This is a genomic window from Pectobacterium sp. F1-1, from assembly GCF_025643735.1.
Taxonomy (GTDB): domain Bacteria; phylum Pseudomonadota; class Gammaproteobacteria; order Enterobacterales; family Enterobacteriaceae; genus Pectobacterium; species Pectobacterium colocasium.
Genome location: NZ_CP104733.1, coordinates 3,435,813 through 3,448,267 on the forward strand (window position 1 = coordinate 3,435,813; position 12,455 = coordinate 3,448,267).

Annotated in this window: 11 protein-coding genes and 4 pseudogenes; 10 read left to right on the forward strand and 5 right to left on the reverse strand. The window is 48.3% G+C overall.

From position 1 onward, the window contains the following. Window positions 1–125 precede the first annotated feature (125 nt). A complete protein-coding gene (locus tag NAL19_RS15320; RefSeq protein WP_263057798.1) occupies window positions 126–1,049 on the forward strand; it encodes a GGDEF domain-containing protein in 924 nt (307 codons plus the stop codon). 249 nt (window positions 1,050–1,298) lie between these two features. Further along, complete coding sequence (adhP, locus tag NAL19_RS15325) at window positions 1,299–2,309, forward strand: alcohol dehydrogenase AdhP (RefSeq protein WP_225085385.1); 1,011 nt, start codon at window positions 1,299–1,301, stop codon at window positions 2,307–2,309. Window positions 2,310–2,362: 53 nt separating this feature from the next. Here the strand turns inward: adhP and NAL19_RS15330 are convergent. Together NAL19_RS15330 and NAL19_RS15335 are read right to left on the reverse strand one after the other, a co-directional pair. After that, window positions 2,363–2,899: pseudogene (locus NAL19_RS15330) on the reverse strand (hypothetical protein); the annotation flags it as partial. Between the two features lie 52 nt (window positions 2,900–2,951). After that, window positions 2,952–3,719 (reverse strand): sulfite exporter TauE/SafE family protein, encoded by a 768-nt coding sequence (locus NAL19_RS15335; protein ID WP_263057799.1) that lies wholly within the window; start codon window positions 3,717–3,719, stop codon window positions 2,952–2,954. A 158-nt stretch (window positions 3,720–3,877) separates the two neighbouring features. On the opposite strand from NAL19_RS15335, the gene NAL19_RS15340 reads away from it, so the two are divergent. Further along, window positions 3,878–4,849, forward strand: coding sequence for a LysR family transcriptional regulator (locus NAL19_RS15340; RefSeq protein ID WP_225085388.1), 972 nt, complete (start codon window positions 3,878–3,880; stop codon window positions 4,847–4,849). A 16-nt stretch (window positions 4,850–4,865) separates the two neighbouring features. On the opposite strand, the pseudogene NAL19_RS15345 reads toward NAL19_RS15340, so the two are convergent. Next, window positions 4,866–5,198: pseudogene (locus NAL19_RS15345) on the reverse strand (DUF3750 domain-containing protein); the annotation flags it as partial. 498 nt (window positions 5,199–5,696) lie between these two features. Between NAL19_RS15345 and NAL19_RS15350 the strand changes: the two are divergent. Next, window positions 5,697–6,805 (forward strand): annotated as a pseudogene (locus NAL19_RS15350) (linear amide C-N hydrolase). Window positions 6,806–6,913: 108 nt separating this feature from the next. On the opposite strand, the gene NAL19_RS15355 reads toward NAL19_RS15350, so the two are convergent. Continuing rightward, a complete protein-coding gene (locus NAL19_RS15355; RefSeq protein WP_225085391.1) occupies window positions 6,914–7,084 on the reverse strand; it encodes a hypothetical protein in 171 nt (56 codons plus the stop codon). A 93-nt stretch (window positions 7,085–7,177) separates the two neighbouring features. On the opposite strand from NAL19_RS15355, the gene NAL19_RS15360 reads away from it, so the two are divergent. The 4 genes and pseudogenes from NAL19_RS15360 to NAL19_RS15375 all read left to right on the forward strand — a co-directional run bounded on the left by NAL19_RS15360 (window position 7,178) and on the right by NAL19_RS15375 (window position 11,071). Beyond that, window positions 7,178–8,383 (forward strand): ISL3 family transposase, encoded by a 1,206-nt coding sequence (locus NAL19_RS15360; protein ID WP_225086319.1) that lies wholly within the window; start codon window positions 7,178–7,180, stop codon window positions 8,381–8,383. Between the two features lie 5 nt (window positions 8,384–8,388). After that, window positions 8,389–8,760: pseudogene (locus NAL19_RS15365) on the forward strand (helix-turn-helix transcriptional regulator); the annotation flags it as partial. A 105-nt stretch (window positions 8,761–8,865) separates the two neighbouring features. Beyond that, window positions 8,866–10,323, forward strand: coding sequence for a hypothetical protein (locus NAL19_RS15370; protein ID WP_263057800.1), 1,458 nt, complete (start codon window positions 8,866–8,868; stop codon window positions 10,321–10,323). Between the two features lie 190 nt (window positions 10,324–10,513). Then, window positions 10,514–11,071, forward strand: coding sequence for a YcxB family protein (locus NAL19_RS15375; RefSeq protein WP_263057801.1), 558 nt, complete (start codon window positions 10,514–10,516; stop codon window positions 11,069–11,071). 98 nt (window positions 11,072–11,169) lie between these two features. Here the strand turns inward: NAL19_RS15375 and NAL19_RS15380 are convergent, their stop codons facing one another. Further along, complete coding sequence (locus NAL19_RS15380; protein WP_010279992.1) at window positions 11,170–11,385, reverse strand: helix-turn-helix domain-containing protein; 216 nt, start codon at window positions 11,383–11,385, stop codon at window positions 11,170–11,172. A gap of 382 nt (window positions 11,386–11,767) precedes the next feature. Between NAL19_RS15380 and NAL19_RS15385 the strand changes: the two genes are divergently transcribed. Together NAL19_RS15385 and NAL19_RS15390 are read left to right on the forward strand one after the other, a co-directional pair. Further along, on the forward strand, window positions 11,768–12,094 hold the full coding sequence (locus NAL19_RS15385) for a type II toxin-antitoxin system RelE/ParE family toxin (protein WP_263059731.1): 327 nt from the start codon (window positions 11,768–11,770) through the stop codon (window positions 12,092–12,094). A 4-nt stretch (window positions 12,095–12,098) separates the two neighbouring features. Continuing rightward, entirely contained in the window at window positions 12,099–12,437 is a 339-nt protein-coding gene (locus NAL19_RS15390; protein WP_263057802.1) for an addiction module antidote protein, read from the forward strand. Window positions 12,438–12,455: the final 18 nt, after the last annotated feature.

Here is a 12,455-nt window from a genome sequence, read left to right on the forward strand (position 1 = left end):
TCTGCTTTTTGCACATCAGCTCAGCCAACGCCATTCTCTGGACTACACCGCCCCGTACAACGATGCTGAATGTATTCAATCGGTTTCATGATAGGATTGAAAGGTGATGCAAGAGGAGAGCCGCAATGCCTTTTAAAGAATATGACCACGATTTTATTGATAGAAATAAGAAAGCCTCCTCGTCTGTAAGGCTCGCCCTGCTATTGTCTGCATTGGTCATTATATTCAACCTTGTATTCTTCAAGCACCGTGACTTTCAAGAACAGTTGCACAATAATCCAGGGTCTTATACCGATTCGATTGCGCTGATTTTGCTTTTTTTTATCCTGTCCTGTACCAGTAAAATATCACTGAACCATACCTCCGCGTTATCCATTCGCCTCGGGCTGCACGTCTGGATATGCGCCGCCACGTTTGATTTTATGGATGAGTTCATCTATCAGCCCAGACTGGTTGGGTATTATGTTGAAGATCTGCTGAGAATCATTGGGATGTTTGGCGTCGGATTTGGTGTCTATACCCTGATACAGCAAATCAATAATAAATATGTCGAAGCCAGAATACAGTCATTCAGCGACGAACTCACACAGCTCCCTAATCGTCGGTTTTTTATTAACGAATTAAAAAAACTCGAAGCGAAAACACCCTATTTATTTATTATCGACATCGATAATTTCAAAGTCATTAATGATAAATATGGCCATGCAAAAGGCGATGAAATATTAAGTAAGTTCGGCCATATTCTTTCCCGTTTCGATAACAGTGAGATCGTAGCAACCCGAATCGGGGGCGAAGAGTTCGCGATTATTCTGTATGCCGGAACGCAAGAGCGGGCAGAAACGCTGGCAAGGTCGGTATTAAAAAACGCGAACAAAATCATTATCAAGAATATGCACCACCTTTCTGTCAGCATTGGCGCGGGTAAAAAACAGCCGCAGGAACCCACTGAACACTTTATGAAACGCGTGGATGTCGCACTTTACCAGGCTAAAAACACCGGTAAAGGCAAAGTGGAATGGGCTCCTGAGCCGAAAGAAAAAACCCAGTAGCCCGACGTAGTTTCATTCCCACAATACGGCCGCACGGACGCGCCACTCAGCTAATCATCATAAAAACTACTGAAAACGATATTCCCCTCGCCTTTACTCGCTCCTCCGCCAGCTATCATTTTGTAACAAAATTAAATACTTCCTGATTAATCAACTTTTCGGCCAGCGTGTACCCTTTTATAGGTAGAATCCAATACATTACCTCTACAACACATTCCCCCCACAACACATTCAGTAAAAGGAAGACGAATGAAAGCAGCCATCGTAACGAAAGACCATTCCGTTGAGATTCAGGACAAAAAACTGCGCCCCCTCCAGCACGGAGAAGCCCTGCTGAAAATGGAATGCTGCGGCGTGTGCCATACCGATCTACATGTCAAAGACGGGGATTTTGGCGATGTTACCGGCATCACGCTCGGCCATGAGGGTATCGGTATCGTCAAAGAAGTGGGACCCGGCGTAACCTCACTGAAACCCGGCGATCGCGCCAGCGTCGCCTGGTTCTATCAGGGCTGTGGCCACTGTGAGTATTGTAATAGCGGTAACGAAACCCTGTGCCGCGAAGTAAAAAACGCGGGCTACTCCGTTGATGGCGGGATGGCTGAAGAGTGCATCGTCGTTGCCGATTACGCGGTAAAAGTACCGGAGGGTCTGGATTCTGCCGCCGCCAGCAGCATTACCTGCGCGGGCGTGACAACCTACAAAGCGGTGAAGGTCTCGCAAATCAAACCAGGACAGTGGATCGCCATTTATGGTCTAGGCGGATTGGGCAATCTGGCGCTGCAATATGCCAAGAACGTCTTTAACGCGAAGGTCATCGCGATTGATGTCAACGATGCACAGCTGGCCTTTGCTAAAGAGATGGGCGCAGATCTGGTCATCAACCCGGCTAAAGACGATGCCGCCAGAATCATTCAGGAAAAAGTAGGTGGAGCACATGCGGCCGTGGTCACTGCCGTGGCGCGTGCAGCATTTAACTCCGCGGTCGATGCCGTTCGCGCCGGCGGGCGTATTGTCGCCGTCGGCCTGCCGCCGGAATCCATGGATCTGAATATTCCGCGTCTGGTGCTGGACGGCATTCAGGTATTGGGATCGCTGGTCGGCACGCGTGAAGATCTGAAAGAAGCGTTCCAGTTTGCAGCCGAAGGGAAAGTGAAACCGAAAGTGACGCGTCGCCCGCTGAAAGACATCAACGCCATTTTTGCGGAAATGAAAGGCGGAAAAATCACCGGTCGCATGGTGATTGATCTGTCAATGTAAACGGCGTTTTTTATATAAACGGGATAGCACCGCGCTATCCCATTTTTTATATTTTAGCCAAACGCTTGGGTATTACCGGGGCATACGAGCTGCTTACTTTTAATATGGTAAACCTCGACGTCAGGGCGCGTGAAAAAGGCGATTTCCCACGGATTCTTGGTGACGAATTCATGGCGCACTTTTTCGTAGAGCGGATTGTCCTGTGCGATAATAAACGCTTCCCCTTCAATAAGGGTGTAATTCCATTCAATTGCCCGCTCGAAGGTATAATGGCTGCGCTCATCCATCGCAAAAAAGCAGTGCGGATTGCGTTTCAGCAGTTGAGATTTAAAGGTTTCAGGGAACGTAATCAGGAAGATATCGTTATCCACAGAGGACAGGAACGCCAGTACCGTGGTATGTGGCTGCTCTTCCGCCATCGTAATAAGTACGCCGACCTTATTAGTGAAATCTTGCTTTTCCGTTGGAGGAAAATCGACCATCGGCGTCAGTGGTACCGGCTTTGACGGGCGATTATCTTCTGGAAACTGGTAGCCCGGCTCGCGGATATCCAGCACAGGGGTGAAACCGTGTAAAAGCTGGCACTCTCTATTTAAAGGAATAAATAGGAATTAAGAGCGATAACGATGATGTTTCACACCATTATTTCAGCACCAACATCGTGATACCCACGCCGACCAGCATGAGACAAAACGCGCCGCGCAAATAAGCAACCGGAAGTTTGTGAGCAACAGCGACACCCCAGGACACACTGATGATCCCTCCCAGCGCCAGTGGTAAACCGATACTCCAGTCAACATTACCCGCCTGCGAATAAGACAGTAGTGCCGCCAGCGCCCCCGGAACCACGAGAATCAACGCCATTCCCTGCGCCTGCGTTTGCGCAAAGGCAAACAGTGTCACCAACACTGGCACCACCACCAGACCACCGCCAACGGTAAAAATACCGGACATAAACCCACTCGCCACGCCAATCAACGGAAGATATTTGGGCGACAACACAATCTCAGGCTTTTTGCTGCGCTTCTTGTTATACCACTGCCACATATAGTACGCCGCCAGCACCAGCAGGAAAGTGGCGAAAGCGCGCTGGAGGTGGTGAACATCAATCGATGACGCAATGTGAGCGGCAAGGTAGGCAGATCCCGTCGCAAAAGCACACAGGGTTAACGCGACTCGCGTATCAATACGGTTACGTTGACGATAGCGTAGAAAACCAATCAGCACGTTAGGCGTAATCATCACTAACGCGGTTCCCTGTGCCATATGCTGATCCATCCCGAAGAGCACACCCAGAATAGGAATCGCAATAAGCCCACCGCCGATCCCCAACATACCTCCGCAAAACCCCAACCCAATCCCCAAAAGCAAACACAACAACATATCGCTGAACATCATTAAGCTAAACATAACGTAACCAGGTAACCCGTAAGGTAAAAAGAGAGAGGAGAACGCCATCCTAGGCGCAGAGCCGCATTTTGATAATCCCTGAATAGTCAATGACCCTTTCCTGTCAGGAAAACCTCCAGCTGTGTTAACGTATAGATTGACATAAACCATGTGACGACATGCTGCGCGGAATCAAACTGCCAGCTATTGTGCTGGTTTCCAGTTCTGCTGAGGGCTCTCAATACATCATGATTAATCCTGCGCATTTTGACCTTCAGTCGCTCCGCATCTTTTTGCAGGTTGCCCAGACGGGAAGCCTGACGAAAGCCGCAGAGAAGTTTCACATCACGCTTTCAGCCCTGAGCAAGCGTATCGCCGAACTGGAGCGTACCGTGGACTGTGCGCTATTTGTCCGCATGCCGCGCGGCCTGGCGCTAACCCCAGCAGGCAAAGAATTGGTGAATCTTGCAAGCAATGTGTTGAGCAACGTCGAGCGCATGGCGAGCGAAATGAACGACTACGCCGTTGGCGTGCGCGGCCACGTGCATATGTGGGCAAATACCTCGGCGGTTATTCAGTTTCTTCCACAGGATCTGGCGTCATTCCTTCAGACTCGCCCACTCATCCGTATTAACCTGGAGGAAAAGCTCAGTAAAACCGTGGTGACCGCGCTGGCGATGGGGGAAGCGGATATCGGCATCTTCGCGGACAATGTCGGCTCACAGGGCGTCGAGAAAATTCCTTACCGTCAGGACAAGCTGGTTGTTCTCGTTCCTCCTCAACATCCGCTTTCCGCACGGTCAGAAGTGAGCTTTAACGACACATTGCACTACGATTATGTCGGCCTCAATAGCGGCAGCTCTCTGCTGAAACAGCTGAGAGATGCGTCGGATGAACTAGGGAGAGTGCTGCGCCTGCGGGTGCAGCTCAGCAGCTTTGACGGTATTTGCCGGATGATAGAAGCGGGACTGGGTATCAGCGTCTTGCCGGAAGGCGCGATTCGCCCGGAAGTGCTGGGGACCGGGTTACGTGCCATCAACCTCACCGATGAGTGGGCTTCACGCCAGCTCTGGCTGGGCGTGAAATCCGGCGCGATTCTGCAACCCGAAGTCGCCAATCTGCTGACACACCTGCGACAATGCGGAACGTAAGGAAGAGATGCTACGCTTAGCCTTCTTCGCGACCCGTTTTCTCATAGCCGAGACGGCCAACAAAAGGCAAACGCAGCGCTGGCGGGTTAATATCCACGCCCATGTTCAGCCCCAGAATATTGGCTTCGATGCCCTCTTCAACCCCCATCGTGATACCCAGCACACCTAACAGCGAGATCTGCACGCCGCTTCCCGATGGCGACAACCCAACCGGACGCGTGATCGGGCGGTAATCCTTACCAATAGCGTTAGCGGGCATGTCCAGTTTGAGCGCAGGCACTTCGCGGCCAATGTGTGCGAGAAACGTATTGCTATTCGGCCCCGGCCAGGCGTGGTAAGTCTTTGGCCAGATAGCTCACAGAAAAGAGATGGAACGGAATCGATACGCCCGCGGGCGAGCGCCCACAGTGAAGATCGGTCAAAAAAAGCATTTCACCAGTTTACTGCCTGTTGTCGGTAAGGTTAAGACATTGGGTGAAATATTGACCTATTTTTACGTTGCGTGGGGACTATAGGCGAGAGCCTTCCTTATTCAGACCGCATACCACATTCTATCCCCGATGTTCCGCATGAAACCAATTGCGCTCGGGGATCCGCATGATTTTTATCGAACGCTGAAAAATTTCATCTCAGCAAGCAATATCATGGCGTGTAAAATAACTTACTATGAAAATAATATATTCAAAAAACATATTCATTAAATAATCAATCAACATTCCTCTATCTATTTTACGATTTTTAACGTCATTAAATAATCGCTGACTATAATCAATGGGCGAGTTCTATTAACGACACACCTCTGGAAATAGAGAATGGAGTAATTAAATGAAAAAAAAATAATAAGCAGATTAAGTCTACGGTATGTGCACTATCATTAGTCGCATTAACGCTAGGCTCAGCGGTTTCGCTTGCCTGTACACGGCTCGTTTATAAAGATATCAATAATCCTGATTACCCTATTACCGCCCGATCAATGGACTGGGCCGAAGATACGCATACTAATCTCTGGATTTTCCCACGAGAACTAAAACGTTCTGGTGCAGCTGGTCAGTATTCTCTGGAATGGACATCAAAATACGGCAGTGTTATTGCCTCTGCTTTTGATGGCAACGAAAAAATGGCTTCCACAACCGATGGCCTGAATGAGAAAGGGTTGGCGGCTAACGTGCTCTGGCTGGCGGAGTCTGAATACCCTAAAACCAAGCCGACCGCGAAAAAACCGGGCTTAAGCGTCGCCGCATGGGCACAGTATGTGCTGGATAATTTTGCTACGGTCGATGAAGCCGTGAAATCGCTACAACAGGAAAAATTTATACTGGTAACCAAAGACGTACCAGGACAGGATCGCATGGCAACGCTCCATCTGTCCTTGTCAGATTCGTCTGGCGATAGTGCCATTATTGAATACATCGACGGCAAACAGGTTATTCACCACAATAAGGATTATCAGGTAATGACCAATTCTCCAACCTTCGATCAACAGTTGGCGCTGACTGCCTACTGGGATCAGATTGGGGGGAATGTGATGCTACCGGGAACGAATCGCGCGGCCGACCGCTTTGTTCGTGCCTCATTCTATGTGAAAAGTGTTGCTCCCAATAAACTCATTCCCGGGGTAGCAGAAAAAAGTAAAATAGAAAAAGATAAAGCGGACTTAGCCACCGCATTCAGTATTATACGTAATGCATCGGTTCCTTATGGTTATTCCTTACCGGGTATGCCAAACATTGCCTCAACACGCTGGCGCACGGTCATCGATCATAAATCGCTACAGTACTTTTTTGAATCTGCCGTCTCCCCCAATATTTTTTGGGTTGATTTGAAAAAATCGACTTTGCTCCGCGTGGAGATAACGCCAGCAAATTAGATTTAGGGCCAAACCAAAGCACCATTTATTCTGGTCAGGCTTCGGCACACTTTAAGCCCGCTACGCCATTTAAATTTGCTGGGCTGTAAATAATAAGATTATTTACGATATTATTTTTATTCCACGATGATGTTAAAGCGCCATATTCATATGGCGCTTTAATACAGGCATAATAAATAAGGATATCGATAGGCTATTTACAGCACCTTCGCATTCCCTACCCATTCGGCATAGAAATGGCTCGAACAGATTCCAGGTTCGATTGCCTTTATCTCTGTCTTAACTAATCCCAGATTGATGAATGGATCGTCCGCCAGAATGTCTTCCATGTCAGCACTATCTAACCCGTAGGCTAAAATAAGGTTCATCGCGCTTAAGCGTGAACCAATAGAAAACGGCGGTAAAAGTGGTTAGTTTTGTATTCGCCAAAACACTAACCGACCACTCAACCGCCGTCTGCCATGAATGCTAACCTCTCTTCCCTTTTCTGGGAAGGCTTTACCGTTGACTCCTTTTCCCATTCCTCATCTGATGCGCTGCTTATTACGCTTCGCCCAGACCCCCGTTTTGCACCCCAGTGCCGCCGATGTGGCCGAAGAGACTGTGCCGTTCATGATGTCTCTGTACGTCAGGTTCGTGAGCGGGATTTGCTGCACTGGCGCGTCACCCTTCTGGTTCCTGTTCGTCGTCTTCGCTGCGCCTGCTGCGGTGTTGCCACCGAACGTATCTCCTGGTTGCCTGAGAGGCAGCGTTACACCTCTACATTATCCGTCTGGGTTGAGTCTCTTAGCCGTCTACTCCCCGTGAAGCACGTAGCACAGCTGACAGGCCTGCACTGGCACACCATCAAGAATATCGACCTCCGCCGTTTGCGTCGGGAATTGCAGGAGCCAGAGCGACATACACTTCGCCGCCTGATAATGGATGAGTTCGCCCTGTTTAAAGGCCATCGCTATGCCACTGTGGTCGTGGACGCTGATACGCAGCAGGTGCTGTGGGTCGGGGAAGGTCGCAGCCGCGCGGCCTTCCGCCCGTTCTTCACCTGGCTGGGACCGGAAGGCTGCGCGGCTATCGAGTCTGTCGCAATGGACATGAACACGGCGCTGGACCTTGAAGTCAGGGAGCAATGCCCACAGGCGGAAGTGGTCTATGATTTGTTCCACGTGGTGGCGAAGTTCGGTCGCGAGGTCATCGACAGGGTGCGGGTTGACCAGGCGAATCAGCTACGTGACAACGCGAAAGCCCGGAAGGTTATCAAGCGCAGCCGCTGGCTGTTGCTGCGTAACGCTGAAAATCTGCCAGCAGGTCATGATGTAAAGCTGGCAGAGTTGCTGGAGGCCAACCAGCCGCTGAACACCGTGTACGTGATGAAAACTGCGCTGAAAGAGCTGTGGTATGCGCCGGATAAGGAGGTGGCCCGGCATCGCTGGGATGAATGGTACAGGCAGTCTCAGGAGAGCGATATAAAAGCGCTGCAGCAGTTCGCAGATAAGCTCAAGGGCTACGTGAGCGGGATAATCGCCAGTGCTGAACATCGTCTGAATACGAGTGTGCTGGAGGGGATGAATAACAAAATCAAGGTACTAAAGCGAATGGCTTATGGATACCGGGATAACGACTACTTCTTCCTGAAAATTAAAGCAGCGTTCCCCGGTAAAGCGCGATGAACCTTATTAATACCGTACACCCCTTGCTGCTGCGTGCTGAACAACTCATCCGCTATGAGAACCCAGCAATTACCGCAGAAGAATTAGCCAGCGCCCTGAATTTCAGTGACCGAACGCTTCACCGCAAGCTCAAAGAGCTCACAGCGGAAAGCCCAAAAAACTTTATTACCCGCGTCAGGATCGAAATGGCCTGCCGGCTGCTTGAAAACCCGATGACCAATATCAAGCAGGTCGCCGCCGAATGTGGTTACAGTGAAGACACCGCCTTCCGGCGCGCCTTTTCCCAGCAGATGGAGATGACGCCAACCCAGTTCAGGAAATGGGCGCTGTTGAGGAATAATCAGCAGACAGCGCTGGATCATGAGGATGATGATTAAGGCGATGACTCTGAAAGACACGACTTACGGTAAACCACCGTCTTGATTGGCGTCTTTGGTACACATTGCTATTCACTCAGGGAATGTATTAAGGACATAAAATCGATGATAAGGAAAACCGTTATTGCCACGCTGATCGGCCTATCGGCAGTATCCATCAGCCAGGCAAATGACAAGATAGATACGCTCTACGAACGCCTCACGCAGCAGGATGCGACTGCATTAACCGCGTTGACGGCGCTAGCAAAAGACAACGACCCGCAGGCATTGAGCACGCTGGGGTTCATCTATGAATACGGCATCACCGTCCCGCAAAATACGATGCAAGCGCGCCAGTATTATCAGCAGGCCTGTGAAATAGACGGCAATTTTGGCTGCTACAACGTCTGGTATTTTTATCAATACGGCAAAGGTGTCGAACAGGATAAGGCACGTGCCAAACAGTTCGCAGAAAAAATGAACCGAACCGACATAAAAATACCCGTTGATGTGATGGATAAGGTTGTCGACTACATTTATTCCGCGAAAGCCGATGCCGACAGTGATATATCCTATCGTCCTAAATTGATTCGAGCAGTGAGACGATATTTGACGAGCGGTGATGCCGATACTCAACGCTTCTTCACCCATATTGGTTTTAGCAAGCAGGATATTCTGCGACTCGCGACATTCTGGGCAAAGGATGGAGATCCAAAAATTAATTTCCATGTCGGTCATTTCTATAATTTTGGCTATGCCGATATCAAAAATGAGAATATTGAGGCGTTAAAGTGGTTCCGTGTCGCCGCTGAAGGTGGCCATCGAGAAGCACAGAATATACTTGGGTTCGTCTACGAAAAAGGGCGTTGGGGTGTTTTCCCTGATGGGGTAGAAGCTGAAAAATGGTATGAGCGTGCAGCAAAGCAAGGCGATGATGATGCATTAATGAATCTGGGAAAAATGTATTATAACGGTGTGCTTATCAAGGCCAATTACAGTAAGGCCTATACCTTACTTGAACAAGCCTATAAGCGTGACCTGACTGGTGCCAGCCGCTATTTATCTCAGATGTATTACAGTGGGCAATACGTTGACGTAGATTGCCATCAGGCTCAAAAATACGCAGGGAGCACAGATAATAATTATCTTCGCCAGTGTGAAAAAGATAAACGCGAGAGAATAGCGACCCGCGACGTATTACCGTTTTTAACGTTAAAACATGAATCTAGCCCATACGGTGGGAATAATAATCCCTATAAATGCGAGCTTAATTTCTCTATCAATACGAATAAATTAGGCGAAGTCGCCAATTTTCGCGCCACGCTGCGACTCAAAAATAGTGAAGGTGCTTCGGCCGAACAAACACTCGCCTTCCCGCCTTTTGGGTTGAGTAGCCTTGATGCCGGAATGATCGGAGAAAAATTCATTTTTTCCCAGGAATCAACCCTGCTCCCGCAGTACCAATCCGATTTTTGCCAGTTCCACGCTTTGGAATATCAGGTCACCGCAGCTACCGCTACGATCAACGGCGAGGAGGTCGATGTGCTTAAGGCGGGGATTTTGAAGCAACTGGAAAAGCGTTAGCGCTCACGATGAATGCTTGATTCTCCCTACTGATAGCCCAGAGATCTGGGCTATTTAACCTTTCAGCGCATTCGCCGACGTGGCTACAGTTAGTTCTCACGAACAGAGAGGAAATTAGACAGAAAAATCCTCTACATCTCATGCACGATGTGAATATAATATTGTATGGATAACAGAGATCGTAAAGAAAATGGAAACAGACAATAAAGAATTCATTATTCATCAGACGTTAACACAAAACGACTATGAAAAGAGTATTAAGTCGATATCTAGCTGGAATGAAAAGAGACAGAGTTATAAGCACAGGATAATTAATTCCCTGTCAATGCTTTCATTTGTTTTGTTACTTTTGTCGCTCTTTATATTACTGGCGATCATTTTCTTATCCAGCGAACGTGAAGCCCATCCAGTCATAAAACTATTTTCTTACCTTACGGCTTCACTAGTCGTACTTTATATTTTACTTTCATTACTCACCAGAAAAATAAAAAGCTATCCTTCAGGGGTATTTCCAACAAAGGTAAAAATAACGATAAACAATGATGGCATCTACGGAGAAACGGAAAGTTCACACAGTCGCTATAAATGGCATGCAATTTCTCACCTTAATAAAATCGATAATCATTTATTTTTACTCGTTGATAATATTATTGCTATTTCTCTTCGTAATTTTTCTGATGAAAAAGAAGCTGAGTCACTCATTCTTTTTATTGAGGAAAGAATGGGGAACCCAGAAGCAACGCCATAGCGGTGGTCTCTGCATGACTCGGTCATGTGGCTGAGTCATTTAAACAAAGCGCCGTCATTCGATGGCGCTTTCTCGCTTATCTCTCCTACTCCCTGCCCTCATTTCACGCCTGAATAACGCGACGGCCAAATCTCTTCCGGCCTTTTCCCCATCGCTTCGGCAATCAGCCGTTCGCCTTTCGGCCAATGTCTGGTGAGCGCATTCGCCAGCGTGGATGACGCCAACCCCGCTGCTCTGGAGACCGCCGCCAGCGTCGTCCCTTTCTTCCGTAATCCCGCGATGATATCCGCCGGGTGCCAGTCAGTGTGATTCATTCCATTCCCTCCACCTATCAAAAGCCCTTTTTGATTTCCGAGTGGGTAGGATCGCGTGTTGTAATGCGTAAGACCACGGACGATGAGTCACAATTTTAAGGCGTTAGACGAGTGTTATGATTCTGACTATCTATTTATGCGAGTAGATACAAAAGTTTCGTGCGTACTAACCGCCGTATTTTTCTGTCATTTCATCACACGCCCGACAAGGCGCGTTTGTGCAACAAAGCAATTCATTACCTATCACGCACGAAACCTCCCCCATCCGTAAATAAAAAACTCAGTTCCAAAGCCTGATGTACCAATACGCTCGAAGGCATCCTTGCAAGATTGTCGTTTTTAAGTTACAAACATTAAAGGACTAAGGACTTGCGAGGACGCTATCTTGTATGCAGTAAAACGTTACAAATGCAGTGACGGTAAAGTCCCTTACACTGAATGGATACAGAAACTACGCAAGAAAGATCCTCGCGCTGCTTCAAAAGTAGATATCCGAATAGACCGCGCAGAAAAGGGAAATTTCGGCGACCATAAATTTGAAAGAGACGGTGTCTGGGAGCTCAGAGTTGATTATGGTCCAGGCTATCGAGTGTATTACGCGATAGAAGGCGATAAGATAATTTTGCTCTTCACCGGCGGAGATAAATCAAGCCAAAGCAAAGATTTAGATAAAGCAATGCAATACTGGCGGGATTATCAAAAGAGGTAACATAATGGCAATCATCACCCAATCCACTACATTCGAAAAAGCCATTAGCCACGATGATGCAATGGTTGCAGAACTACGAGAAAACCCTCAATACGCAGAAATATACCTCCAGACAGCACTAGAGGATATTTATGAGGAAGGTGGCATCGCTGCATTCCTGACAGCATTACGCCGTGTTGTTGAAGCGCGTGGTGGAGTGGGCGAAATAGCCAAAAAATCGGGACTGTCTCGCCAACAGCTATACAGAACATTGTCTGAAAATGGCAACCCGACGCTGACGACGCTCACCGAAATCACCAGAGCCGCAGGCGTTCGGCTTATTCCAAATGCTCACAATAATTAAAAATATCCGTAGCTCAAT